This is a genomic window from Streptomyces sp. Je 1-369 (assembly GCF_026810505.1).
Taxonomy (GTDB): domain Bacteria; phylum Actinomycetota; class Actinomycetes; order Streptomycetales; family Streptomycetaceae; genus Streptomyces.
The window spans coordinates 1,073,736-1,097,667 of sequence record NZ_CP101750.1 but is presented as its reverse complement, the minus strand read 5'-3'; the positions used below and the strand labels follow the sequence as shown (position 1 = coordinate 1,097,667).

The window sequence follows — 23,932 nt, the reverse complement described above, 5'->3', positions numbered from 1 at the left end:
GGGAGACGCTGCTCACGCTTTATGCAACTAGTTGCATAACGGGTTCGGGCTGGTCTACAACTGTCCTGTAGACACCGCGTACGGAGGGGCCGCATGAGCCGTTACCCGAACCTGCTGAACCCGCTCGACCTGGGCTTCACCACCCTGCCCAACCGGGTCCTCATGGGGTCCATGCACGTGGGCCTCGAAGAGGCACCGAACGGTTTCGAGCGGATGGCGGAGTTCTACGCGACCCGCGCGCGCGGCGGCGTCGGCCTCATCGTCACCGGCGGCATCGCCCCGAACGAGCTGGGGCGCCCCTGGGACGGCGGCGCCAAACTGACCACCGACGCCGAGGCGAAGGAGCACGAGGCGATCACCGCCGCCGTGCACGCCGAGGGCGGGAGGATCGCGATGCAGATCCTCCACTTCGGGCGGTACGCCTACCACGACAAGCTGGTCGCCCCGAGCCCGCTCCAGGCGCCGATCAGCCCCTTCGTGCCCCGCGAGCTCACCGACGACGAGGTCGAGCAGACCGTCGAGGACTTCGTGCGCGCCGCCGAGCTCGCCAAGTCCGCGGGCTACGACGGCGTCGAGGTCATGGGCTCCGAGGGCTACCTCATCAACGAGTTCATCGCGGCCCCCACCAACCGGCGCACCGACCGCTGGGGCGGCAGCTACGAGAACCGCATCCGCTTCCCCGTCGAGATCGTCCGCCGCACCCGCGAGCGCGTCGGCGCCGACTTCATCATCATCTACCGCCTGTCCATGCTGGACCTCGTCCCCGGCGGCTCGACCCTCGAAGAGGTCGTCCACCTCGCCAAGGAGATCGAGGCGGCGGGCGCGACCATCATCAACACCGGCATCGGCTGGCACGAGGCACGCATCCCCACCATCGCCACGTCCGTGCCGCGCGGCGCGTACAGCTTCGTGACGAAGAAGCTCATGGGCGAGGTCTCCGTGCCGCTCGTGACCGTCAACCGCATCAACACCCCCGAGATCGCCGAACAGTTGCTGGCCGAGGGCGCCGCCGACATGGTGTCCCTCGCCCGCCCGCTGCTCGCCGACCCCGACTTCGTCAACAAGGCACAGGACGAGCGGCCCGAGGCCATCAACACCTGCATCGGCTGCAACCAGGCCTGCCTGGACCACACCTTCAACCTGCAGATCACCTCCTGCCTGGTGAACCCGCGCGCCTGCCACGAGACCGAGCTCGTGCTCTCGCCCACCCGCGCCAAGAAGCGCCTCGCCGTGGTCGGCGCGGGGCCCGCCGGCCTCGCCTTCGCCGTCTCCGCGGCCGAACGCGGCTACGACGTCACCCTCTTCGACGCCGCCGACGAGATCGGCGGCCAGCTCAACGTCGCCAGGAAGATCCCCGGCAAGGAGGAGTTCGACGAGACCCTGCGCTACTTCCGCACCCAGCTCGACCTGCGCGGCGTCACCGTCAGGCTGAACACCGTCGTCACCGCGGACGAGCTCGCGGGGGACGCCTTCGACGAGGTCGTCGTCGCCGCCGGAGTCACCCCCCGTACCCCCGAGATCCCCGGTATCGACCACCCCAGCGTCGTCGGCTACCTCGACGTGCTGCGCGACGAGGCCCCCGTGGGCGAGCGGGTCGCGATCATCGGCGCGGGCGGCATCGGCTTCGACGTCGCCGAGTTCCTCACCGACGGCGGCGAGAAGGCGAGCCTCGACCCGGCGACGTACTTCCGGCAGTGGGGCGTCGACATGGACTACCGCGAGCGCGGCGGCCTGACGAAGCCCGAGCGGCCCACACCGCCGCGCACCGTCCACCTGCTGCAGCGCAAGACGTCCAAGGTCGGCAAGGGCCTCGGCAAGACCACGGGCTGGATCCACCGCACCGAACTGCGCCACCGCGGCGTCGCGATGGTGGCGGGCGTCAGCTACGACCTGATCGACGACGCGGGCCTGCACATCACTGTCGACGGCGAGTCGTCCGTCATCCCCGTCGACACCGTCGTGCTCTGCTCCGGCCAGGAGCCGCGCCGCGACCTGTACGAGGAGCTCGTCGCGGCCGGGGCCTCGGTGCACCTCATCGGCGGCGCCGACGTGGCCGCCGAACTGGACGCCAAGCGCGCCATCAAGCAGGGCACGGAGCTGGCCGCCGCGCTGTGAGGCGGCCCTGAGCTTCGAGCCGCCGTCCCTAGGATTGCCCCATGTCACTCCCGCACGCGATCCTCACCGCCCTCCTGGAGAAGCCCTCGTCCGGCCTCGAACTGACCCGCAGGTTCGACAAGTCGATCGGCTACTTCTGGTCGGCCACGCACCAGCAGATCTACCGCGAGCTGGGCAAACTGGAGCGGGACGGCGCCATCCGCGCACTGCCGGGTCAAGGGGTGACACGCGGGCAGAAGAAGGAGTACGAGGTGCTGCCGGCGGGCCGTGAGGAACTGGCCCGCTGGACGGCGGCGAGCCAGGACCCCAAACCCCTGCGCGACACCCTCCTGCTGCGCCTGCGCGCCGCCGCGGTCGTCGGCACGCAGGGCATCCAGGAGGACCTGCACCGCCATCTCGACCTCCACAGGCGGCAGTTGGCCGAGTACGAGGAGATCGAGAAGCGGGACTTCCCGCCCGGCAAGGACGCCGTCGAGGACCGGCTGCGCCATGTGGTGCTGCGCGCGGGCATCGACCTGGAGACGTTCTGGACGCAGTGGCTCACGCGGGCGATCGACGAGCTGGAGGCACCGTAACGGCCGCGCGGGACGGGCCTCCGGCCGGTGACGCTCAGCTGATGTTGATGTGGATGTTGAAGCGGATGTTCACCACCGTGCAGAAGAAATTTCCCTGCTTCTTGCGGCGCTCCAGCGTGTCCCCGGTGGTGCCCTTGCCCTTCTCCTCCTTGTTCTCGACCGGCAGGTGGTCGAAGCCGCGGAACACCTTGTCGTCGGCGTTGGCCGCGATGCCGCCGACCCGCCGCCAGTGGCCGCACAGGTCGTCGTAGCGCTCCTTGGAGAGCTTCGGGCCGAACGTCATGTTGAGGCCGCCGCCGTCGATGTACTGGGCGCACACCTGCTTGAAGATGCTGACCGCGTGGTCGTCGAAGGTGTCGACGCCCTCGATCTGGCCCAGGACCTCGTCCCTGTCGCCGGAGATCTTCTCCCGGCGCGCCGTCTTCTGCGTCGCGCTCTGCCGGTCCTGCATGTCCTTGAGCACGGCCCGTTCGGCCGTGTCGATGCCGTGCTCCTTGGTGCAGGCGATCTCGAGGGTGTTCTTCCAGGTGGCCGCGGAGATCCACTCCCGCGAGAAGTCGATGCGGTCGCAGAAGAGGAGCAACAGCTCCTCCGCCTCCTTCTCGCTCTCCGCGTAGACGACGCCCTTGTATTCCTTCGTCACGGCGACTCTCCCTCCCCGGTGCCGCGGCTGCGGCGCTGTATGGGATGCGCAACGTCTCACCGGTCGGGGAGGCCGTCATCAGGTGGCGCCGCTTCCGCTATCCGAGGGTCGCCTCCTCGGGATCCCACTCCTCCGGCAGCGGCTCGGGCGGCACGATCTGCGCGGCGAGCGGCACGAACTCCGCCCGGTGCGCGGAGTGCGTGATCGCCGTCATCGTCTGGAGCACGTGCAGCGCGAGCGCGCCGGACGCCCGGTGGGGCCCGCTGCCGCGCACGGCCCGCGCCATGTCGACCACGCCGAGACCGCGCCCGTCGGTCCGCCCGCGCACCGGCAGCTCACGCCATGTGTCGGAGCCGTTGGGCAGCAGCTTCAGCGGCCCCACGAACGTGTTCGGATCGGGCACGGACAGCGTGCCCTCGGTCCCGGTGATCTCGAACCGGATGCGGGGGAGCGCCGAGTCGAAGCTGAACGTCGAGTGGGCCCGCACACCCGAGGCGAACCGGAGGAGCGACGACACGTGCGTCGGTACGTCGACGGGGAAGACCCGGCCGGCCTGCGGCCCCGAACCGACGACCCGCTCCTCGCGGGCGCGCGCCGCGGTCGCGGCCACCTGCTCCACGCTGCCGAACAGGGCCACGAGCGAGGTCAGGTAGTAGGGGCCGAGGTCGAAGAGCGGCCCCGCGCCCGGCTGGTAGAAGAACGCGGGATCGGGGTGCCACGCCTCGGGCCCGAGTCCCTGGGTGACCGTCGTCGCCGCCACGGGGGCACCGATGTGCCCGGTCGCGACGGCCCGCAGCGCCGACTGCAGGCCCGCGCCGAGGAACGTGTCCGGCGCGTTGCCGACGAGGAGCCCCCGCTCCGACGCCTCGGCGAGCAGCTTCTCCGCCTCCGTGGGGACGAGCGTGATGGGCTTCTCGCCGTAGACGTGCTTCCCGGCGCGCAGGGCGGCCGTCGACACCTGCGCGTGGGCGGCGGGCACGGTGAGGTTGACGACGAGTTCGACCTCGGGCAGGGCGAGCACGTCCGCGGGGCCGCCCGAGACGGGTACGCCGTGGGTGCGGGCGACGGTGGCGGCCCGCTCCTCGTCCAGGTCGGCGACGGCCACGACGCGGACGTCCGGGAACCGGCTCAACGTACGCAGGTACTGGGCGCTGATGACGCCGGCTCCGACGACGGCGACGCCGACGGGTCCCGCGCCGGTGGGGTTCGAGGTCATGCCGCCGCCAGGGAGGCGAGGTAGGTGCGGCTGGCGGCGAGCTCGTCGAAGAGGGCGTCGGCGTCACCGGCGCAGGAGTCGAACTCGACGATCCGCCAGGCGTCCGGCGCGGCGGCGAGGATCTCCGGCACGGGCATGGTGCCGCCGCCGACCGCCACGTTCGGGTCCTCCTTCGTGCCGGGCCCGTCCTTGAGGTGCAGGGCTCGCACGCGGTCGCCGAGGCGGCGCAGGAGCGCCGGGACGTCGGCGCCGCCGACCGCCGCCCAATAGGTGTCGATCTCCAGGAGGACGGCGGGGTCGAGGAGTTGGGCGAGTACGTCGACGGCGTGCGGGAGCGCTGCTTCCGCGTCGTCCCCGCCGCCCTTGTCGCCCTCGTCGTCGAAACGGGGCTCGATCTCCCACCAGTGGTTGTGGTAGCCGATGCGTATGCCGTGCCGACGGGCCACGTCGGCAAGGGAGTTGAGGCGGTCGGCGGTCCGTGCGAGGCCGTCGCGCGAGGTGAACTCCTCGGGCGGGATGCCCGCGGGCACGATCGCCAGGTCGGTGCCGAGGATGGCCACCGCGTCGAGGACGGGGCCCGGTTCCGGGCCGAGGAGCTGCACGGCGTGCGTGCCGGACACGGTGAGCCCGAGGTCGTCGACGATCCGCCGCAGGCCCTTCGGGTCGCCGAGCACGTCGTACGCCTCCACGGCGCCGTACCCGAGACCGGCGAGGCGGCGCAGCGTCCCCTCCCGGTCGGCGACGAGCTGATCGCGCACGGTGTAGAGCTGAACGCTGAGCGGTCGTGGCATGAACGCGCCCTCCCTGTCGGCTGGGAGGACGGTAAGTCGGTTCGGTGGGGCGGGCAAGGGTGCGTCGGCCTACGGGCAGGGCCTTACGGACGGGGCGCCTCGGTACGCGGCTGCCGCCCACCCGCGCTGGTGGCGGATGGGCGGCAGTCGGTGGCGCCGTGCCGGTCGTGGTTCCGACGTGCTCGTCAGGTACGGCCCGCTGCCGCACGTCGGCGCAGGTACCAGACGCCGCCGCCGGCCGCCGCCGCGGCCACCAGCGTCCCGCCGCCGACGAGCGTCAGCGTGCCCCGGTCCTCGGTGCCGCCGCCGAGCCCGCCACGGACGCCGCGCGCGGGCGCGGTCGTCGAGGAGGTCGTCGGCGCGGCGCCGACGGTGACGGTCTGCGGCCCGACCGACGTGCCGTCCTTGCAGGAGACGAGCACGGTGTAGACCCCGGCGCCGACGTTCTGCCACGTCGCGCTGCCGTTGACCAGCTGCGCCTGTTGCCCTCCGGCGAAGCTGGCGTTGGCGGGGTTCATCAGCGACGCCGTGCCGCCGTCGGTGCACGCGCCGGTCGTGGCCCGCACGGTGGAACCCGTGGCGGTGACGGTGAGGTCGCCGCCCGCGAACGCCGACGGAGCGGCCAGGAGCAGCGGCAGCGCGGCGGCGGTGGCGACCAGGCCGGTACGGACGCATATCTGAGTGGTACGCATGAGTCTGCCCTCCGGTGCACGGGAGGCGGTACAACCCATGCGCCGCCGGAGTCGGGGAACGGCCCGTGCTACCTGACGAAAGCCAACGTGGCGCGGGCGGGGACCGCATGCGGACGGCCGCCGGGCAGGTGACGGAATCCTTCGTCCGGCGCAGACGCCCTACTGAGGGGCGGGGGCGGGGGCAGGGACCAGGCCGGCCGCGACGAGTCCCTCCTGGACCGCCTGCCCGAGCGTCTGCACCGCGGACTGCGGGCGCACCATCACGGTGAACTCCTTGATCCGCCCTTCCTCGTCGAAGTGCAGCAGGTCGATGCCGTGGATGTCCTTGCCGTGCACGGTGGTGCGGAACAGCAGCACGTTCGACTCGGCCTCGGTGCCGTCGACGCTGGTCCGCGCCTCACCCGCGTACGCACCCACGTACCGGAAGTCGTCGAACGTGCGCAGCAGCACGCCGAAGAGCGCGAGCACCATGGGCCGCCCTTCGAAGGGCGTGAACTTGACCGGGCTGTAGAGCCGGACGTCCGGTGTGAACAGGTTCTCCAGGGCGTCGAGATCGCCTCGCTCGACGAGGGCGCGGAAGCGCGCGGCGGTGGGGTGGATGGGGGTCATGCGGTCCTCCGTAGGCATCCGTAGCCGTTCATAGTCATCAATCTGACTAGTCAGATTGATGACTATGATGGGGGCGCTGGACAGCGAAAGGGAAGGGGTCCCGACAGATGGCTCTGCGGCACGCGGTGCTCGCGGCACTGCTGGACGGCGAGTACAGCGGATACCAGTTGGCCAAGGGTTTCGACATCGGCGTCGCCAACTTCTGGCACGCGCTGCCCCAGCAGCTCTACGCCGAGCTGGCCAAGCTGGAGACGGAGGGCCTGGTCGCCGGACGCGAGGTCGTCCAGGATGGGCGGCCCAACAAACGGCTGTTCCGCGTCACCGACGAGGGCCTCGCCGAGATGGAGCGGTTCGCCGCACGGGCCGCGAAGCCGTCCTTCATCCGCGACGACCTGCTCGTCAAGGTGCAGGCCGTCGACGGCGTGGCCGCCGCGCCCGTGATCGAGCAGCTCACGGAGAGGGCGGCGGTCGCCGACGCGAAGATCGAGGTCCTGGAGAAGCTGCTCGTACGGCTGCGCGGCGACGCCGACGAGGACGACTTCCTGCGCACCGGCGAGCGGGTCGGCCCCTATCTGACGTGCCTGCGCGGGCTCGCCTTCGAGCGCGAGTCCCGCGACTGGTGCCGGCGCGCGGCAGCGCTGCTGAGCGAACGGGCAGCTGCCGCGCAGGGGTCTTCATGACGCGCACGGGCTTTCAAGACGCGTTCGCCGACGGTGGCCCGTCCCTGTCAGCCCGTGGTGACGGTCCGTTCGGGGGAGTAGCCGCCCCACGTCCCGTCCGGCAGCTTCGGGCGGATGCGTACCCGGTGCCGCTCACCGGCCGTCTTGCCGATGTAGAAGCTGTGCTCGGCCTTGTCCCGCGGAGCCGTCCCGCCGAAGACGAGCGACGTGGCGGTGCGCCCGTCCAGCTGGATCTGGTACTCCGCCACGGCGCCGCCGGTGCGTGGCGGAGTCCACGCCAGGTCGATGTAGTACGCCCCGTCGGCGCGGTGCGTGTCGGCACGGAACCCGGTCGGCGCGGTGCCGCGCCCCGAGTCCTTGCCCGCCGCGGTCCTGACGCGGACCTGGCGGCTCGCGGGTGAGAAGTTGTCGGCGGCGTCCCGCGCCTTGACGGTGAAGATGTAGTCGGTGCCGGGCCGCAGTCCGGTGACGAGCGTCGCGGTCTGGTTCCCGCCCACGCTGTGGACCTTCGAGCCGCCCTGGAAGATCTCGTACGAGGCCACCTTCTTGTCGTCCGACGACGTGCCCCAGGAGAGCATCGCCGCCCGGCTCCCCTCGGCCTCGCCCTTGAGCCGCCCGGGCCGGGACGGGGGCGTGCGGTCGGCGGCGGCCGCGGCGGGCATCGTGACCGTCAGCCTCTTGCTGTCCTCGCTGAGGTTCCCCGCGGCGTCGCGGGCGCGGACGGTGAAGCGGTACGTGGCGGACGGCTCGAGGCCGACGACGTCCACCATGGACTCCCGCCCCAGCACCTCCTTCACCTTCTTGGCGTCGCGGTACACCTCGTACGCCGTGACTTCGGTGTCGTCGGTGGCCTGGTTCCACATGACGTGGGCGGTGGTGGAGCTGCCCGCCTGCACGGTGACGCCGCGGGGCGCCGCCGGGGGATTGTTGTCCTCGGCGTCGCCGCCCCAGGCGCAGCCGCCCAGTGCGACCGCGGTCGCGGCCATGACGGTGAGCAGGGCCGGCGGGGCCGGATGGCCGGACGGGCGGGGAATCCGTCGCACGGTGCTGCTGCCTTCCACTCGACGGCATAAGACTGGCATGGGTTCGGCATTGGTACGGACCTATTTGACACAGGTGACGAGAGCACATCAAGGGGTGGGGCGTCCGCCGTACGGACTGTGATCGGCGGATGGGGCATACGGCGGTACACAAATTGGCATATGTGGCTTTCGAGCCGTCAGCTGTCTCCGAGGTCCTAGGTAGCCCGCCCTCGACGTCCTTGCTGTCCCTCCCCCACGAAAGGCCCTTCCCGTGCGCAAGAAGACGCCGGTCCTGGTCGCCGCAGCCGGAGCCGCTCTGCTCGTCCCCGCCTGGTACACCGTCATGGCCCGGGAGTCACCGGCCGAACCGATCGCCGACCCGCCTCCCGCGGCGGCGGGCCCAGTGGCCGAGGCGTTCCGCGAGAGGACGGTCCGTGAGAGAACGGCCCGTGAGGGAGCGGCTCGTGAGGGAACGGTCCGCGCCGCCGACTTGCTGGCCGCGACCCGGTCCTGCACGCCGGTCTCGAACGACATGTACAGCACCGACGACGGAGCCCTCGCGGACGTCCCCGTCTGCGCCACGCGCGGTGCGGTCTTCTGGAAGGCCGACATGGACGTCGACTGCGACGGCCGACCGGGCAAGACCTGCAACGACCGCACCGACCCCCTGTTCCAGCCCACCACCGCGTTCCAGCAGTCCGACGGCCGTGAACTGGACGCGGAAAGCCTGCCCTACGTGGTCGTGCCCGGCGCGAGCCACCGTTGGGATCACACCGAGCACGGCATCACGGGCGGCACCGTCGCCGCCGTCGTCCACCGCGACAAGGTCCAGTACGCCGTCGTGGGCGACACCGGCCCCACGGACCTCATCGGCGAGGCGTCGTACGCGACGGCCCGGGGGCTCGGCATCAACCCCGACCCGGGGATCGGCGGCGCGGGCGCCGACGTCACGTACATCCTCTTCGAGGGCTCCAAGGCGGAGCCGATCGAGAGCCACGGGGCGGCGGTCGCCCGGGGCGAAGAGCTGGCCAGGCAACTAGTACGAGGCAACTGACGCACCCTCCGCCCCCTCACACCTTCCGATAGGTGTACGCCTCCGCTGCCGCCGCCTCGACCGCGGCGAGGTCGGCGCCCGCGGACGCGGACACCACCGCCGCCACCGCCCCCTCCACGAACGGGGCGTCCACCAGGCGTGTGCCGTAAGGGAGTTCGTCGCCCTCGGCGATCAGGGCCTTCACGGTCAGGACCGCGCTGCCGAGATCGGTGAGGACGGCGACCCCGGCTCCGCCGTCCACGCGCGAGGCAGCCGCCGAGATCAGCTCCGCGCTGGTGCCGAGACCGCCGTCCGCTGTCCCTCCGGCGGCGGCCACCGGCGCCGTCGTGCCGCCGCCCGCCAGCCCGACGGCGAGCGCGGCGACCGCCTCGGCGACGGGCCCGCTGTGCGACACGAGGACGACGCCGACCAGCGGACCGTCAGCCACGGCTGCCCTCCCGCGAGCCGCCGACACCCTCCGCGGTCTCCGCGAGGGCTTCGAAGAGCAGCGCCGAGGACGTGGCGCCGGGGTCCTGGTGCCCGATGCTCCGCTCGCCCAGATAGCTGGCGCGTCCCTTGCGCGCCTGCAGCGGAACCGTGGCCAGAGCACCCTGGAGTGCGGCCTCGCGGGCCGCGCCGAAGGAGCCGGACGGGCCGTCGAGCGCGTCGATGCCCGGGAAGAGCGCGTCCAGCATCGTCTTGTCACCGGGTGCGGCACCGCCGAGCGCGGCCACCGCGTCGACGCCGTGCCTCAGCGCCGCGGCGAACAGTGCCCGGTCGACTTCGAGGGCGTCGCCGAGCTCCTTGCCGGTGCGGCGCAGCAGCGTTCCGTAGAGCGGCCCGGACGCTCCGCCCACCGTCGATATCAACTGCCGTCCCGCCAGCGTGAGGACGGCGCCGGGCGTGTCCGGCGCCTCCTTCTCCAAGACGGCGGCGACGGCCCGGAAGCCGCGCCGCAGGTTGCTGCCGTGGTCGGCGTCGCCGATGGGCGAGTCCAGTTCCGTGAGCCGTTCCGCCTCACGGTCGACGGCGGCGGCGGTGGCGGTCAGCCAGCGGCGGAAGAAAGGGGCGTCGAACACGGAGCCTCCTTGCGTTGCGGATCGGGAGGGGACGACGGCCGGACGCAACAAACCGGCGTCAGCACCCCCACCGCAGCCCGGGGGTGCGCACGGGCGCGTCCCACAACCGCAGTATCTCCTCATCGATCTGACACAACGTCACCGAGGCGCCCGCCATGTCCAGGGAGGTGACGTAGTTCCCGACGAGCGTGCGGGCCACGGCGACGCCGCGCTCGACGAGGACGCGCTGGACCTCGGCGTTGAACCCGTACAGTTCGAGCAGGGGGGCGCCGCCCATGCCGTTGACGAGCAGCAGGACCGGGTTGTGCGGCGCGAGATCCTCCAGTACGGCGTTCACGGCGAAGTCGGCGATCTCGCGGGACGTCATCATCGGGCGCCGCTCCCGTCCCGGCTCACCGTGGATGCCCACCCCCAACTCCAGCTCGCCCGGCGGCAGATCGAAGGTGGGGCCGCCCTTGGCGGGCGTACTGCACGCGCTGAGTGCGACGCCGAAGCTGCGCGTGTTCTCGTTGACCCGCCGGGCGACGGCCTCGACCCGCTCCAACGGCATGCCCTCGTCGGCAGCGGCCCCCGCGAGCTTCTCCACGAAGAGCGTGGCGCCGGTGCCGCGTCGTCCGGCGGTGTACAGACTGTCGGTGACCGCGACGTCGTCGTCGACGAGCACCTTCGCGACCTGGATGCCCTCGTCCTCGGCGAGCTCCGCGGCCATGTCGAAGTTGAGGACGTCACCCGTGTAGTTCTTCACGACGAAGAGCACACCCGCGCCACTGTCCACGGCGGCCGCGGCCCGCACCATCTGATCCGGCACGGGCGAGGTGAACACCTCCCCAGGGCAGGCGGCCGACAGCATCCCCGGCCCCACGAACCCACCGTGCAACGGCTCGTGCCCGGACCCCCCGCCCGACACGAGGGCGACCTTCCCCGCGACGGGAGCGTCCCTGCGTACGATCACCCGGTTCTCGACGTCGACGGTCAGCTCGGGATGAGCGGCGGCCATCCCGCGCAGCGCGTCGGCGACGACGGTCTCCGCGACGTTGATCAGCATCTTCATGGGTGCCTCCTGGAAAGGCCGGCAGGCAGGTCCTTCAGGCGGGTCCTCTGCTCGGCCGAGTCACGGTTGGAGTGTCACTGTCGGCAGTATCGACCTTGCGGCAGCGAAGGTCACGCGCGAGGACTTCAGGGCCGCGTCCGGGCCCCGAATCGACAACCATCTCGTGTGGCTGGGTGCCGGTGTCTTTGCCTACGCCGTGCGCTGTCTGCGTGCGGTGTGCGGCGAACCTGCTGGCCTTGCGAGTCGGCGGTGGCTGTTTCCAACGCCATCCGAGCAGGTTCTTCGTCTGCTGGTGGTACGCCAACTGGCCTGCCTTTGACCTGCGGCAGCGGCTGGAAGTACCTGATGCGGAGCCGAGTTGGTCCGTCCCTGGTCCGGATCTTGGCACGAGGTGCCCGTGAGTCGGCTGCAGTGTCACCGCTGTGAGCAGTCTGGGTCGGGTTCTCCTGCGAGCCCGATGGCGGAAGCGTGATTCTCGATCGGTTGGGAATGCCGATGCCCACGGGGCCGTGCCGGGCTCCGTGGGCCTGCGGGCGGTGTTGTGCGGTCAGGTGATGGTCAGTTCCACGGTGATCTTTCCGTCATCGGAGCCAAGGGTGTAGGTGCCGTTTCCTGTGAAGGGGGTAGTACCGCGGGCGAGGTAGTCGTCTCCGTTGCCGGAGTCGGATTCATCGACGTGCGCGGCGATTTCAATGACCTGGTCGGCGCCGAAGGGAAGGTCCAGGTCGATGGTGGCCGAACTGGTGCTGGGCACGCTGTGGTTGACCTGGGTCCACAGGCGGTACGTGGCACCGTCCTTCGTGACAAGCCAGATCTTTCCGTAGGGCTCGGGCACCCCGGATTCCCCCGGGTTGGAGAAGGTGATGGCGCCCTGCGCGTGTGCCACCGTGGGAGTGTGGGAGGGCAGTACTTGCCCGGTGGCGAAGTCGGTGCCCTCCAGCCCCGGCAGGGCGTCAGCGATGGACTTCACACCGCCCTTCAGTGTGTTCCCGGCATAGTCGTAGGCGACGTGCTGGTCCCCTTTGAAGAAGTGGACGGTCGTTTCGATGTTGCCGTATCCGTGGGGCTGCTCCGCAGTCGTGACCGCGGCGTCCAGGTCCCGGTCGAAGCCGACCCTCTTCAGCGCCGGCCAGATCTGCCCGATGCTGCCGACTGTGAGGACCTTGTTGTTGATCGCGTCATACTTGAGGCACCGGTCCCCCTTGAAGAACCAGTAGAACCACTCGGTCTTGAGCCCGCGAAGGATGGCCGCGTCGGTCGCCGCGTCCAGGTCCCGGTCGAAGCCGTGTTCCGCAAACCCCGACCAGTCGTTCAACGGTCGCGGCCCGTAGACGAGCTCCTTGTTGGCGATGTCGTACTGCGCGTACTGGTTCGTCTTGAACAGGTAGCAGGGCGCCGGCCTCTTCCTGCCCGAGACGAGCCGTGCGGCAGAGCCGGCGATGCTGGACGGCAGATGTAACCCGTCGAGCAGACGGAGCCCCGTGTCGAGGCCCGCCGCGAACTGGGTGCCCTCCAGCCCGGGCCAGCCCTCCACCGTGAGCTGGGGCCCCTCGGCCACCTTGCGCTCTTCCGCCTCGTAGCCCACGTACCGGTCCCCTCGGAAGAGGTAAAACATGCTGTCGGAGTAGGCCAGTGCAGCTTGAATCATCATGCCTCCAGCGATGGCGGGTGGGTGATGCCCGAACGGATCTACGTCCGCCGCTCAGCCTGCCCGGCACGGCGAATATCCGGTAGATCATCTTTGGGTCACATGCCCCGGCCAATTCAGGGCCCGAAACACCCGTTTGAACTCCGGGCACAGCATGCGCCCGTCCGGGAGCCTCTCTCCGGCGCACTTGTTGCCTTCCGGGCGGCATCGCGACTGGCCCAATGGCACAGGGACTGAGTTGGCTGTCAAACGACTTGGTTGTCTGACAAAGGACACGGTTCCCCGGAGGCAGCGCGTGGTCCCCACCCGCGACGATGCCGACCTGCTCGACCTGCTCGACCAGCTGTCGGCCTGCGACCGCACCGCCGTCGTGCAACTCGCCCTCAACCCCGACTTCCCGATGTCCCACCGTGTGGGCTCCGTTGCCGCTGCCCGCGACGAGAAGGGCCGACCTGTCCCGTCGCGCCGCCGGCGCGGCACCCGCCCCAGCGGTGGGCAGTGAACCACCCCCGAGCCCCCGGAGGCGCACTTCAGCCCGAGCGTCCCCAACGATCTGGTCACCAGCTTCGCAGCCTCACTCGCCTCCCCGGTCCCGGTGGCACGCCACCGGCTGCCGCAGAGCGCGGAGAAGCACCTCACCATCGTCCACCGCGGCTGACTGCGGCCCCGGCACGTGAACGCCCTGCCGCTCGCGTGCCGGTCTCGTTCGCGTGCCGGTCTCGGTCCTTGGAGGTGTCCTTCACGAACCCGCTGCCTGCCTCCGGTGCGCAGCGGTGCGAGTGCTGCGGCTCGGTCGGCTTCCTCGCCCGCACCGTGACCTCGCCGTTGCGCCCGCCTGGTACGTCAGCATTCACGAACGGGCCGACACCACCCGGGCCCGCGGGTCACCCCTGCGAGGGCGGCTGTGCACTCGCCGCCGACCACGACGGTCTGTGCGCCGTACGCGTCTGACCGCCTTCCCCCGCTGCCTACCTCACGGAGGTCCTTTGTCCCTGCCGCTGATCCGGCTCGCCATCGGCCGTACGAACGGCACCGCCCCCTACGGCGTCCTGGTCATTGGCGCCCAGCCGCTGACCGTGTGCGACACGTACTCGCCCGACCTTCAGCCCACCGGCGAGAACACCGCGTACACCCTGTGCCAGAGCTGCACGCGCGCCTGGCTCATCCTCACGACACCACCGCACCCGGGCGGCGAGCCGAAGTTCCGCCCTGCCGCAGGCGCAGGGAAAAGCGCTGCCGCGCACGATCACCTGAATGGCTGACATGTCAGGCGCGCGGTCTGATCGGGCTCTGGTCCGCTTGATGTGATGCCGGCCTGGCCCGCTGTCGTGTGCTTTTGGCGAAGGCGTCTGACCTGCGTTGTACTGAGCCGTCCGCCGCTGGGTACCGCCGACTCCACACGGAGTGGACCAGAGCCTTTGAGCGGGCTCCCTCCAGGCAACCTTGGTGGGCGCGTCTGGAACAACCTGCGTCGAGCCGACCCCGCCGCCCGGGGCGGAGGTGTTATCCGCCCACGATGCCCGAGGCAGCGATCACGACATTCGCTCGGAGGGCGCCGGAGTGCGTGCCCAGGGACTCGATCTTCGTCACCAGTTCCTGACCCTCGACGACCTCGCCGAAGACGACGTGCTTGCCGTCCAGCCACGGTGTCAGCACCGTGGTGATGAAGAACTGCGAGCCGTTGGTGTTCTTGCCGGAGTTTGCCATCGACAGCAGGAACGGCTTGTCGTGCTTGAGGTTGAAGTTCTCATCAGCGAACTTCTCGCCGTAGATGCTCTTGCCGCCCGTGCCATCGCCGCGGGTGAAGTCGCCGCCCTGGAGCATGAAGTCCGGGATGACGCGGTGGAAGCCCGAGCCCTCGTATCCGAAGCCGTGTTGACCGGTGGCCAGCTCACGGAAGTTCTGCGCCGTCTTGGGGACGACGTCGTCGTACAGCTTGAAGACGATCCGGCCCGCGGCGTCGCCGTCGATAGTGATGTCGAAGAAGATGTTGGTAGACATAAGGGGATCCTGTCACAGCCCTGGCGTATTGCCCTGGTGCCGCTCCCTCCGCAGGCCACTGCCGACGGGGCACTCCATGACGGTCCTCCTGTACCGCATCGCTGACGGCACCGAACCAGTCTGGGACAAGGCGGCCTGGGCGGCCGACAGACACGGCATCGCGCCCGTGGCGCTGCCCGGACCCTGAAGGACTGCCGATCGCATCGATCGCCAAGGGCGCTCTGTACGGCACCTACACCTACAAGAGCGGCGCGGTCCACTCCTCGGTGACCTATCCGGTCCTCGACGAGAAGAACGACTACAAGCCCACCTCGACGAAGTACTTCCTGTCCAGGACGGCCGAGCCCGAGCTGGGCGGCACGTACGAGTTGCAACATCAGCGGACGGCGGCTCCGGCGAGGGGTGGTTCGTCGCCGTCGTCGGGCTTGCCCGTGCTCGTAGCAGCAGGAGAGCATCGCCTGCTCGGCTCGGAACGATTCGCTGCGGGCGATTTCGCGGGATTCCCCTTGGTTCTCACTGCGAGCGACAGCACTTGGTGGGCGGTGGAGATCGACGCCGACCGGCGGGGCTTCTGCGTGGAGTGGCGGAGCGAGTTGAACAGGGCGTGCGGCCGGTGACCGCGCGCGACGGTAAGGAGTTGGCGGGCCTCGTCGGCGGTCGGCGGATCAGCGGTGGGACCGAGGGGCGGGCCGGCGGCGGGTGGCGTGGATGGAACCGAGAAGATTGAGGGACTGGGCGCTGGGGCTGCCTGGTTCGGCGTGGTAGATGACGAGCTGCTGGCCGGGTGCGTCGCGTACGTCGAAAGCCTGGTAGGTGAGGGTGAGGGGGCCGACGTCCGGGTGGAGGAAGTGTTTGGCGTCCTGGGTCTTGCCGCGCACGGTGTGGGCGTTCCAGAGACAGTTGAAGTCCGCGTTGTCCTCGGTGAGGGTGCGGACGAGCTCGCGCAGCCGTGGGTTGTCCGGGTCAAAGCCGGTTGCCTCGCGGAGGTTGGCGACGGTGGCCTGTGCCGCCCGGTCCCAGTCCGTGTAGAAGGTGCGGCCCGCGGGGTCGAGGAAGGTCATGCGGGCCAAGTTGTCCGCCGGATCGAACGGGGCGTAGAGGGCATCGGCCATGGCGTTGGCGGCGAGGAGGTCCAGGGTCCGGTTCATGACGAACGCCGGCGTGTTCGGGTAGCCGTCCATCAGCTGTCGCAGCGCCGGGCTCACGTGCTCGGTGGTGTGGGCGGAGGGCCGGTCGTTCGGCGTGGCCCCGGCCAGCCGGTACAGGTGTGCGCGGGCCTCCGTGTCGAGGTGCAGTGCGCGGCTGAGTGCGTCGATCACCTGGGGCGAGGGGTTGCGCTCGCGGCCTTGTTCCAGGCGCGTGTAGTAGTCGGCGTTGATTCCGGCCAGGACGGCGACCTCCTCGCGGCGCAGTCCGGCGACTCTGCGGGGCCCGTAACTCGCCATGCCGACGGCCTCCGGCCGCAGGTCGGCGCGGCGTGCGCGCAGGAAGTCTCCCAGGTGGTTGTCGTCCATGCGTTCAGGCTAGGCGAGGGCTCGGCGCGCAGCCTGGGTGTGCCGTGCCCAGGCTGCACGCGTCCTGGTTGATGGCCGGTGACCTGCCCAGACTCGGTGGAGCGGGAAGGACCGCATCGTACGAGGAGAGGAGTCCGCCATGGCCGGGACCGTTGAGGGCGACCAGGTCGACGTGGTCGGGGTGTGGGTGACCGCGGATGGTCACATCCGGCAGGAGCTGCTGCCGGACGGTCGGTACGACGAAGCCCGCGGCGAGCGGGCCGGCGCGTACACCGGCCGGTACACGGTGACCGGCAGCCACCTGGACTACGTCGACGACACCGGCTTCACCGCCACGGGCGACATCCGGGACGGAGTGCTCCATCACGAGCACCTCGTGCTCTACCGGGAGCAGAAGCAGTCGTAGCGAAGGGCGGGCCCGTGACCGTCGTAGTGCTGGGGTGCGATTTCGCGTCGGCGGACCAGGAAGTCCCGACCCGACAGTCGGGCAACATCAATGAGAACCGAGGAGCACATCCATGACAGGACGACGACTTGACGGCAAGGTCGCGCTGATCACAGGCGCGACTGGCGGCCTCGGCACGGCGACCGCCGAGCTCTTCGCCGCCGAAGGCGCCCGGCTGGTGATCACCGATGTCGCCGAAGACCCCCTGCGGGAGCTGTCCCAGCGGCTCGGGACACGTGGTGCGGAGGCCGTCGCCGTCCGCCTCGATGTCTCCTCCGCACGGGAGTGGGACGAAGCGATCACCGTCGTACGCGACCGGTTCGGGGAGCTGGACGTGCTCGTGAACCTCGCCGGCATCGTGGACTGGCCAGGCATCGAGGACACGCGGGAAGAGGCGTGGGACCGCGTCATCGACGTGAACCAGAAAGGCACATGGCTCGGCATGAAGGCGGCGATGCCGCTCCTGCGTGCGAGCGGCAACGCGTCGGTGATCAATACGTCGTCAGTACTCGGCCTCGTGGGAAGCGGTGCGGCTGCGGCCTACCAGGCGTCCAAGGGGGCCGTGCGCCTGTTGAGCAAGACCGCCGCGGTCGAGTACGCCCGGCAGGGAGTACGGATCAACTCGGTGCATCCTGGGGTGATCGCCACGCCGATGATCCAGGACCTCCTGGACGATCAAGGCGACCAACAGCCGGACATCCGACGCACCCCCATGCGCCGAGCCGGCCGCGCCGACGAGGTCGCCCCCGCGATCCTCTTCCTGGCCTGCGACGACTCGTCGTTCGTCACCGGCACGGAGCTGGTGGTCGACGGCGGGCTCACCGCGCACTGAACAACCCGCCGTCCGCGTTCGACCTCGGCGGGGGTGAGCGGCAACCTGACCATGCACCTATTCTAATACCGGTATAGTTAGACCGGTATAGTTATTGGACATGTGTGAGGGGCTCCCATGATTGAGATTCTGAACTCCACCCGGCTCGATCGGGCGAAGGACACCGGCGCGCTGGTCGGCCACATCCTGCACACGCTGAAGCAGCGCAGCACGATCGGCACGAACCTGCTGGACATCGACCAGTGGGCCAAGGAGATGATCACCGAGGCGGAGGCACAGTCCTGCTACGTCGACTATGCGCCGTCCTTCGGGCGCGGCCCGTTCGGCCACTACATCTGCACGGCCGTCAACGACGCCGTGCTCCACGGCCGACCCCACAACTACACGCTCGCCGACGGTGACCTGCTGACCCTCGACCTGGCCGTCTCCACGCGCGGAGTGGCCGCGGACGCCGCGATCAGTTTCCTCGTGGGCAAGGCCCGGCCGGCAGAGAGCGTCGCGATGATCGAGACGACCGAACGTGCGCTGGCTGCGGGCATCGCCGCCGCGAAGCCGGGGGCACGCATCGGCGACCTCTCCCACGCCATCGGTACGGTCCTCAGCGAAGCCGGTTACCCGATCAACCTCGAGTTCGGCGGCCACGGCATCGGCTCGACCATGCATCAGGACCCGCATGTCGCGAACACCGGACGGCCCGGCCGGGGCTACAAGCTGCGCCCCGGGCTGCTCCTGGCCCTGGAACCCTGGGTCATGGCCGACACCGCCACGCTCGTCACCGATGCCGACGGCTGGACGCTGCGCAGCGCAACGGGCTGCCGGACGGCACACAGCGAGCACACCATCGCCATCACCGACGACGGAGCCGAGATCCTCACCCTGCCACCGCGGGCGTAGTCGCCAGGGGCCGCGCCTGCGGTCCCGCGGCTGCCTACCCGAACCGAACGCCGCTGCCGCCACTTCGTCGACTGTCCACGCGCCAGCAGCCTGTGGCGGTTTCGGATCGAGGTCCCCTTGACGAGTGTGCTTCTTGATGACGCCGACTGTGCGGGAGGGCAGCTTGCGCGCCGGGGCCCGGTACTGGGTCGGCGCGGTCGCGGCCACCGCCGTGCGCCGCCACCCGCGGGGGCGGCGATGACGAACTCAAGGTGGTCTCCACCAGGTGGATGCCGTTGTCCAGCGCCACGTACAGGTGTGTGCCCTCGGGGTTCACGCGCAAAAGGCCCCAACCCAGCCTTTCCCGCACCGGTGATTGGCTGGCCATCGTGCCCAGGACCTCACCCCCCAACCAGCACACGGTGTGCCGACTGCCGCCGGCATAAAGATCAACAAGAGGCATGAGGCGGGCCAGAGGGGCTCAGGGCTCCTTCCTCCAACTGCCCTCAGGGGCGGGGAGGGGTGCACTCTTGGCACCGAAGGCGGATCCAACGGCGCATGTCGATCCGCAGTGGTGGGGGTTCGAGATCCACCTCAGCCACGAAGCCGTGGAACTTCTCGACCAAGTGGACGGGATCATCCAGGACATCGTGGCGGAGATCCCCGAGATCGGCGAGATCCTGGAAGCGGCGCTCAAGCTCCAGGTCCTCTTGACCTACGCGGTACACCTGCACGATCCGCCCGCGCCGGCTCGCTTCGTCCTGCTCGCTCTGCAGCTTCTCCTTGGCCTTCAGAGGTCCCACACGACGAGGCCCCGGGGCGCGGTCCTGGGGCCTCGTTCAGGGGTGGATGACGCACATCAGGACCTGGGGTCATCCGGTTCGCGGCGGTGTGGCCCGGTCAGCGGTTGAGGACCGTCTCGATCTTGACGGCGACGTGCTTGGCCTGGATGTCACGGCCCTTCTCGTTGGGGTGCGCGTACCACGGGATCGGCTGGCCGAAGAGGTCGAGCCTGGAGTCCTCCAGCAGGCCGCCGATGCCGCGATTGGCGCCGTCGCACGCCGTGTTGCTCCCGGTGCGGTCGTAGAGGTCCACGAAGTCGGCATCATCATCCGCGGCGGCCTTCTTCATGACGTCGTCCAGCCGCTTCTGCACCTGGTCCAGGACCGGCAGCGCGTCCTTGGGGATGTCGGCGAACGGCAGTTCCGTCTGGCCGGGGGCCGCGGTCAGGCACTTGGCGGTGTCCTTGGGCACGAGCCTGGGGTAGCCGACCAGGACACGCTCGGCGTCCGGGGCGAAGTAGCTCATGCGCTGGAGAGTCTGCTCCAGGTCCGCCTCGACCTGCTGGAACTGGTAGTCCAGCCATGCCTTTGCGTCTTCCGACTCGAAGAAGTCCCGGCACTCGCCGGCCGGTTTGTCCGGGTCCACCGGTTCTCCGGGCAGCAGAGGGTGCTTGCGCAGTTCGTCGGAGCACTGTTTGAGGATGCTGGTGAAGCCCAGCGTGTTGCCGCCCGTACCGCCCACGACCAGCTTGGTGTCGTCCTTGAGCGCGTCCTGCTGCGCCGGGACCCTCCCGGCGCCGAAGGGCAGCTCCTGTTCCTGCCAGAAGTGGTGGATGAGTGCCGCTCCGCAGGAGGCGTCCGCCTGGATGCCGAGCGTGATGTTGTTGTCCGCCAGGATCCGGGTGGCGGCGGCGGGATAGTTCTCCGTGGCCTGGAAGCACCAGCCCCTTTCGCTGTCCTGGTCAGTCACGGGAGCGATGCCGAAGTTGGCGGTGTAGGAGTCACCGAAGAAGACGGTCGGTACCGGCTCGGCGGGCGCCGCGGTGGCAGTGCCCGCCGGGACGGCCAGCGCCAGGAAACTGCCCAGCGCGACGGCGGCGGCCAGTCGCCGCGTCAGTGCAGTGGTTGTCGTCTTACGCATGGCCGAAGGCATGTCTGTGCCCTTTCGTCGGGACCCACAAGGAGAGGAATGGATCACTCCGCACCTCGGATCACGACGGTGGCAGACGACCGAGCCCAGGCGACATGGGTGACCGGTCAGGTCGCCCGCAGGGGGCATGCGTCCCCCATTCCTCACACGAGTGGTGAACACGGCGCCGACTCCGAACCGGTGCACGCCGTCGCCCCGCCCGCTACACGGCGCGCGCTGTTGAGTGGCGACTGCGCGGCATGCTGGGTCGACGACTGTTTCAAGCTCATTCCCCTTGCTTCCGGGGGAATAGCGCGGGGTGGGAATACTGCCTCTTCACCAGTAGCCATGCGTCGATGTCCTGATAGCGCCGGGGTCCCGGGTGACCGCTGACCGTACTGCCGACCAGGTGGAGGCGTTCGGTCTGCCAAGAGCGTCCGGTGAAGCCGCCGAGGCAGGCGGCCGCCTCCGTGACGGACGCGTTGTCGTAGCGGCGGGCTCGGGCCAGCGTGAGGTGGGGACGCAGCAGACGTTCGGGGAAGGCGACGCCGCGGTCCCTGACCCGCGCCCGCACCGCTTCGGCCAGCTCGTGCAGCCCTTCGAGATCACCCTCGATGCCGCTCCACAGCACTCGCTCGTCGAAGTGTCCGCCACCGAGCAGCGACAGTTCGAGCCGGGGGCGGACCGCCGCCAGATCGGCGAGGGGGGAACGAAGTCGCTGGACGGTCTGCACCGGCAGCTCGCCCAGGAAGGCCAGCGTGATGTGCCAGTCCTCGACGCGGTTCCAGCGCAGGCCGGGATATGCGGCATAGGCCGGGCCCAGCGCCTGCGCCAGCTCGTTCTTCGCGTCGTCGGGCGGCGCCAGGGCGATGAACGCGTGCTGGGTGGCGGTCTGGGGCGGTTCGGTCACGGGTGTCTTCTTACCTCATGTGTCCCGCGGGGCCGAAGCGCCGGGCCAGCCACTCCTGCGGCTTCCCCGCCGCCTCACCGTACGAATCTGATCGGGGCCTGGAAGCGGGCCTCGCGTGCGGCGCGGCGGAAGACGGTGAGTACCGCGGGGCCCGCCAGGGTGGCGCAGATGAAGTTCGTGACCGCGCGGCCGTCCCAGCCGAGCGAGGTTGCGGGCGGCGGCTTCGCGACGGCACCCCCGACCCCCACCACCGCGGGCGCCCCGCGCTGGGAAGCCACCACCGCCTTCACCCCCGCCGCGTCGACCACCACGCCGGGCCCCGTGCTCGACGCGGCGCAGACCTCGGCAGCCCCCACGGGCTGCGTCACCGGGGCGACGCCCGCCGCGGCGGGCCGCGGCACGGTGATCGAGGCCGGTGACGCGCGAAGCGCTGTGGGGCTACTTGGTGGCCCCCTGGGCGAAGCCGTTGTAGATGTAGCGCTGCAGGAACAGGAAGATCAGCAGAGTCGGCAGGATCACGAGGATCGCCCCGGCGGAGATGGCTTCCCAATGCGCGCCGAACGGTCCCTTGAAGCGGAACAGGGCCGTGGAAATGGTCCCCTTGTCCTCGGACGGCATGTAGAGGAACGGGATGTAGAAGTCGTTGTACGTGGTGATCCCCTTGACGATGACGACGGTGGCGATCGCTGGCTTGAGCAGCGGGAAGATGATTTTCCGGTAGATCGTGAAGGTGTTCGCGCCGTCGAGCCGGGCCGCCTCGTCGAGCGAGGTCGGGATGGAGCGGATGAACTGCAGGAAGATGTAGATCGACACGATGTCCGTGCCCATGTACAGCAGGATCGGCGCCCATCGGCTGTCCACCAGGCCGAAGCTGTTGACCACCTGGAACGTGGCGACCTGTGTCGTCACACCGGGGACCAGCGTGGCGATGAGGAAGAGGGCCATCACCGTCTTCTTCATCCGGAACTCGAAGCGGTCGATCGCGTACGCGGTCATGGAGCCGATGAGCACGGTGCCGGTGATGGAGAACAGCAGGATGAACGCGGTGTTCCCGAAGGCCCTCAGCATCTCGCCGTCGTTGAACGCGGTCGCGTAGTTGGAGAAATTCAGCCAGTCGTCCGGCAGGCTCAGTGCGCCGCCGTCACTCACCTCCCTGGAGGATTTCAGGGAGGTGAGGAAGACGACGACGAGGGGGACCAGCACCACGAGCGAGGCGACGACCAGGGAGAGGTACGTCAGGGCCGTGCCGATGCGGGGTCGCTTGCGGAGTGTCGAGCGCTCGTCGGTGGTGAGCGTGGTCATACGAGGTCCACCTTGTCGTCGGGCACAAGGCGGCGCTGGATCCAGGTGACCACCAGGATGATCAGGAGCAGCACCACGGCGCAGGCCGAGGCCAGGCCCGTCTTGTTGAACTGGAAGGCGAGTTTGACCGTCTGGATGACGAAGGTCGAGGTGCCGGTCGCGCCGCCGGTCATGATGTACGGGATCTCGAAGACGGCGAGCGAGCCGGAGATCGCCAGGATGACGCTGAGGCTCAGCACGGGCCGGATGCTCGGCGCGATGATGTGCCGGAACTGCTGCCATCGGCTCGCCCCGTCGAGTTGCGCTGCTTCGTAGAGCTCCCCGGGGATCGACTGGATCGCACCCAGGAACAGGACGAAGTTCAGGCCCGTGAAGCGCCACACCGACACCCCGGCCAGTGAGGTGTTGGCCGACTCCGAATCACCGAGCCAGGCGTGGTCGGCACCGACGCCGAACCACGACAGGAGCGAGTCGAGCGTGCCGCCGTCCTGGAAGAAGTACAGGAAGACGAACCCGATGGCGACGCCGTTGACCAAGTAGGGGAAGAACAGGATGCCTTTGAAGAAGTTGCGGAAGCGGAGGTCGAAGCTGAGGACCGTCGCGAAGTAGAGCGCGATGACGATCTGCACGGCCGACGCGGCCAGGTAGTAGAAACTGACGAAGAAGACCCGGAACAGCTCGGGCCGGGTGAAGAGCTGGGTGTAGTTCTCGAATCCGACGACGTTCCGGTCGGGGCTGACGCCGTCCCAGTCCGTGAAGCTGTAATAGATCATGTTGCCCACCGGCACGTAGGTGAACGTGATCAGCAGCGCCAGCGGTGCCAGCAGGAACAGCCATGGGGTGATCCTGCGCAGCGGATGGTCGCGCCAGGACCGGGAGGGCGGTACGCCCCGGCGGGAGCCCCGGCCGGGGGGAGCGGCACGACGTGCGGGTGTCGGCGGCGCTTTGGACGTGGTGTCGGTCATGTCGAACGGGCCTTTCATGATCCGT

General features: G+C 69.6%; 27 protein-coding genes and 1 pseudogene. 11 read left to right on the top strand and 17 right to left on the bottom strand.

Annotated features, from left to right (window positions below; all coding sequences use genetic code 11):
• Window positions 1-93 precede the first annotated feature (93 nt).
• Together NOO62_RS04805 and NOO62_RS04800 are read left to right on the top strand one after the other, a co-directional pair.
• Window positions 94-2,115 (top strand): NADPH-dependent 2,4-dienoyl-CoA reductase, encoded by a 2,022-nt coding sequence (locus NOO62_RS04805; RefSeq protein WP_268769644.1) that lies wholly within the window; start codon window positions 94-96, stop codon window positions 2,113-2,115.
• Window positions 2,116-2,156: 41 nt separating this feature from the next.
• Window positions 2,157-2,690: a PadR family transcriptional regulator gene (locus NOO62_RS04800; protein ID WP_268769643.1), complete on the top strand. Its 534-nt coding sequence runs from the start codon at window positions 2,157-2,159 to the stop codon at window positions 2,688-2,690.
• A gap of 34 nt (window positions 2,691-2,724) precedes the next feature.
• On the opposite strand, the gene NOO62_RS04795 is transcribed toward NOO62_RS04800, so the two are convergent.
• The 5 genes from NOO62_RS04795 to NOO62_RS04775 all read right to left on the bottom strand — a co-directional run bounded on the left by NOO62_RS04795 (window position 2,725) and on the right by NOO62_RS04775 (window position 6,641).
• A complete protein-coding gene (locus tag NOO62_RS04795; protein ID WP_268769642.1) occupies window positions 2,725-3,333 on the bottom strand; it encodes a hypothetical protein in 609 nt (202 codons plus the stop codon).
• A gap of 97 nt (window positions 3,334-3,430) precedes the next feature.
• Window positions 3,431-4,549 (bottom strand): Gfo/Idh/MocA family protein, encoded by a 1,119-nt coding sequence (locus NOO62_RS04790; protein ID WP_268769641.1) that lies wholly within the window; start codon window positions 4,547-4,549, stop codon window positions 3,431-3,433.
• The gene (locus tag NOO62_RS04785; RefSeq protein ID WP_268769640.1) at window positions 4,546-5,340 is read right to left on the bottom strand and encodes a sugar phosphate isomerase/epimerase family protein; all 795 of its coding nucleotides are present in this window, start codon (window positions 5,338-5,340) and stop codon (window positions 4,546-4,548) included. Before NOO62_RS04785 ends, NOO62_RS04790 begins: the two co-directional genes overlap by 4 nt.
• A gap of 185 nt (window positions 5,341-5,525) precedes the next feature.
• Window positions 5,526-6,032: a hypothetical protein gene (locus NOO62_RS04780; RefSeq protein ID WP_268769639.1), complete on the bottom strand. Its 507-nt coding sequence runs from the start codon at window positions 6,030-6,032 to the stop codon at window positions 5,526-5,528.
• Between the two features lie 159 nt (window positions 6,033-6,191).
• A complete protein-coding gene (locus NOO62_RS04775) occupies window positions 6,192-6,641 on the bottom strand; it encodes a nuclear transport factor 2 family protein (RefSeq protein ID WP_268769638.1) in 450 nt (149 codons plus the stop codon).
• Between the two features lie 107 nt (window positions 6,642-6,748).
• On the opposite strand from NOO62_RS04775, the gene NOO62_RS04770 reads away from it, so the two are divergent.
• The gene (locus NOO62_RS04770; protein WP_268769637.1) at window positions 6,749-7,321 is read left to right on the top strand and encodes a PadR family transcriptional regulator; all 573 of its coding nucleotides are present in this window, start codon (window positions 6,749-6,751) and stop codon (window positions 7,319-7,321) included.
• Window positions 7,322-7,368: 47 nt separating this feature from the next.
• Here NOO62_RS04770 and NOO62_RS04765 read toward each other — a convergent pair whose 3' ends face one another.
• Complete coding sequence (locus tag NOO62_RS04765; protein ID WP_268769636.1) at window positions 7,369-8,364, bottom strand: fibronectin type III domain-containing protein; 996 nt, start codon at window positions 8,362-8,364, stop codon at window positions 7,369-7,371.
• Between the two features lie 250 nt (window positions 8,365-8,614).
• Between NOO62_RS04765 and NOO62_RS04760 the strand changes: the two genes are divergently transcribed.
• On the top strand, window positions 8,615-9,397 hold the full coding sequence (locus NOO62_RS04760; RefSeq protein ID WP_268769635.1) for a glycoside hydrolase family 75 protein: 783 nt from the start codon (window positions 8,615-8,617) through the stop codon (window positions 9,395-9,397).
• A 16-nt stretch (window positions 9,398-9,413) separates the two neighbouring features.
• Here NOO62_RS04760 and NOO62_RS04755 read toward each other — a convergent pair whose 3' ends face one another.
• The 4 genes from NOO62_RS04755 to NOO62_RS04740 form a co-directional block, all read right to left on the bottom strand.
• Entirely contained in the window at window positions 9,414-9,824 is a 411-nt protein-coding gene (locus tag NOO62_RS04755) for a PTS fructose transporter subunit IIA (protein ID WP_268769634.1), read from the bottom strand.
• Window positions 9,817-10,455: a dihydroxyacetone kinase subunit DhaL gene (gene dhaL, locus NOO62_RS04750; RefSeq protein ID WP_268769633.1), complete on the bottom strand. Its 639-nt coding sequence runs from the start codon at window positions 10,453-10,455 to the stop codon at window positions 9,817-9,819. The genes NOO62_RS04755 and dhaL overlap by 8 nt, the downstream gene beginning before the upstream one ends.
• A 58-nt stretch (window positions 10,456-10,513) precedes the next feature.
• Entirely contained in the window at window positions 10,514-11,506 is a 993-nt protein-coding gene (gene dhaK / locus NOO62_RS04745; protein WP_268769632.1) for a dihydroxyacetone kinase subunit DhaK, read from the bottom strand.
• Window positions 11,507-12,053: 547 nt separating this feature from the next.
• Window positions 12,054-13,157 carry a hypothetical protein gene (locus NOO62_RS04740; RefSeq protein ID WP_268769631.1) on the bottom strand — a complete coding sequence of 368 codons (1,104 nt, stop codon included), beginning with the start codon at window positions 13,155-13,157 and terminating at the stop codon, window positions 12,054-12,056.
• Between the two features lie 292 nt (window positions 13,158-13,449).
• Here NOO62_RS04740 and NOO62_RS04735 point away from each other — a divergent pair, with 292 nt between their 5' ends.
• Together NOO62_RS04735 and NOO62_RS04730 are read left to right on the top strand one after the other, a co-directional pair.
• A complete protein-coding gene (locus NOO62_RS04735) occupies window positions 13,450-13,656 on the top strand; it encodes a hypothetical protein (RefSeq protein ID WP_268769630.1) in 207 nt (68 codons plus the stop codon).
• Between the two features lie 484 nt (window positions 13,657-14,140).
• Complete coding sequence (locus tag NOO62_RS04730) at window positions 14,141-14,416, top strand: hypothetical protein (protein ID WP_268769629.1); 276 nt, start codon at window positions 14,141-14,143, stop codon at window positions 14,414-14,416.
• 241 nt (window positions 14,417-14,657) lie between these two features.
• On the opposite strand, the gene NOO62_RS04725 is transcribed toward NOO62_RS04730, so the two are convergent.
• A complete protein-coding gene (locus tag NOO62_RS04725) occupies window positions 14,658-15,155 on the bottom strand; it encodes a peptidylprolyl isomerase (protein ID WP_268769628.1) in 498 nt (165 codons plus the stop codon).
• Window positions 15,156-15,421: 266 nt separating this feature from the next.
• Here NOO62_RS04725 and NOO62_RS04720 point away from each other — a divergent pair, with 266 nt between their 5' ends.
• A complete protein-coding gene (locus NOO62_RS04720) occupies window positions 15,422-15,772 on the top strand; it encodes a hypothetical protein (RefSeq protein WP_268769627.1) in 351 nt (116 codons plus the stop codon).
• A 48-nt stretch (window positions 15,773-15,820) separates the two neighbouring features.
• On the opposite strand, the gene NOO62_RS04715 is transcribed toward NOO62_RS04720, so the two are convergent.
• Window positions 15,821-16,669 (bottom strand): helix-turn-helix transcriptional regulator, encoded by an 849-nt coding sequence (locus NOO62_RS04715; RefSeq protein ID WP_268769626.1) that lies wholly within the window; start codon window positions 16,667-16,669, stop codon window positions 15,821-15,823.
• A gap of 139 nt (window positions 16,670-16,808) precedes the next feature.
• Here NOO62_RS04715 and NOO62_RS04710 point away from each other — a divergent pair, with 139 nt between their 5' ends.
• From NOO62_RS04710 to NOO62_RS04695, 4 genes are all read left to right on the top strand, one after another.
• Complete coding sequence (locus tag NOO62_RS04710) at window positions 16,809-17,075, top strand: Atu4866 domain-containing protein (protein WP_268769625.1); 267 nt, start codon at window positions 16,809-16,811, stop codon at window positions 17,073-17,075.
• A gap of 112 nt (window positions 17,076-17,187) precedes the next feature.
• The gene (locus tag NOO62_RS04705; protein ID WP_268769624.1) at window positions 17,188-17,946 is read left to right on the top strand and encodes an SDR family NAD(P)-dependent oxidoreductase; all 759 of its coding nucleotides are present in this window, start codon (window positions 17,188-17,190) and stop codon (window positions 17,944-17,946) included.
• 117 nt (window positions 17,947-18,063) lie between these two features.
• The gene (gene map / locus NOO62_RS04700) at window positions 18,064-18,840 is read left to right on the top strand and encodes a type I methionyl aminopeptidase (RefSeq protein WP_268769623.1); all 777 of its coding nucleotides are present in this window, start codon (window positions 18,064-18,066) and stop codon (window positions 18,838-18,840) included.
• A 509-nt stretch (window positions 18,841-19,349) separates the two neighbouring features.
• Window positions 19,350-19,730 (top strand): hypothetical protein, encoded by a 381-nt coding sequence (locus tag NOO62_RS04695; RefSeq protein WP_268769622.1) that lies wholly within the window; start codon window positions 19,350-19,352, stop codon window positions 19,728-19,730.
• On the opposite strand, the gene NOO62_RS04690 is transcribed toward NOO62_RS04695, so the two are convergent.
• The 5 genes and pseudogenes from NOO62_RS04690 to NOO62_RS04670 all read right to left on the bottom strand — a co-directional run bounded on the left by NOO62_RS04690 (window position 19,720) and on the right by NOO62_RS04670 (window position 23,907).
• Window positions 19,720-20,742, bottom strand: coding sequence for an SGNH/GDSL hydrolase family protein (locus NOO62_RS04690; RefSeq protein ID WP_268769621.1), 1,023 nt, complete (start codon window positions 20,740-20,742; stop codon window positions 19,720-19,722). The genes NOO62_RS04695 and NOO62_RS04690 overlap by 11 nt on opposite strands.
• Window positions 20,743-21,016: 274 nt before the next feature.
• The gene (thpR, locus tag NOO62_RS04685; RefSeq protein ID WP_268769620.1) at window positions 21,017-21,640 is read right to left on the bottom strand and encodes an RNA 2',3'-cyclic phosphodiesterase; all 624 of its coding nucleotides are present in this window, start codon (window positions 21,638-21,640) and stop codon (window positions 21,017-21,019) included.
• A gap of 74 nt (window positions 21,641-21,714) precedes the next feature.
• Window positions 21,715-21,852, bottom strand: a pseudogene (locus NOO62_RS04680) (ECF transporter S component); the annotation flags it as partial.
• A 226-nt stretch (window positions 21,853-22,078) separates the two neighbouring features.
• On the bottom strand, window positions 22,079-22,942 hold the full coding sequence (locus NOO62_RS04675) for a carbohydrate ABC transporter permease (protein ID WP_268769619.1): 864 nt from the start codon (window positions 22,940-22,942) through the stop codon (window positions 22,079-22,081).
• Window positions 22,939-23,907, bottom strand: a complete 969-nt coding sequence (locus tag NOO62_RS04670) for a carbohydrate ABC transporter permease (protein ID WP_268769618.1) — start codon at window positions 23,905-23,907, stop codon at window positions 22,939-22,941. The genes NOO62_RS04675 and NOO62_RS04670 overlap by 4 nt, the downstream gene beginning before the upstream one ends.
• Between the last annotated feature and the right edge of the window lie 25 nt (window positions 23,908-23,932).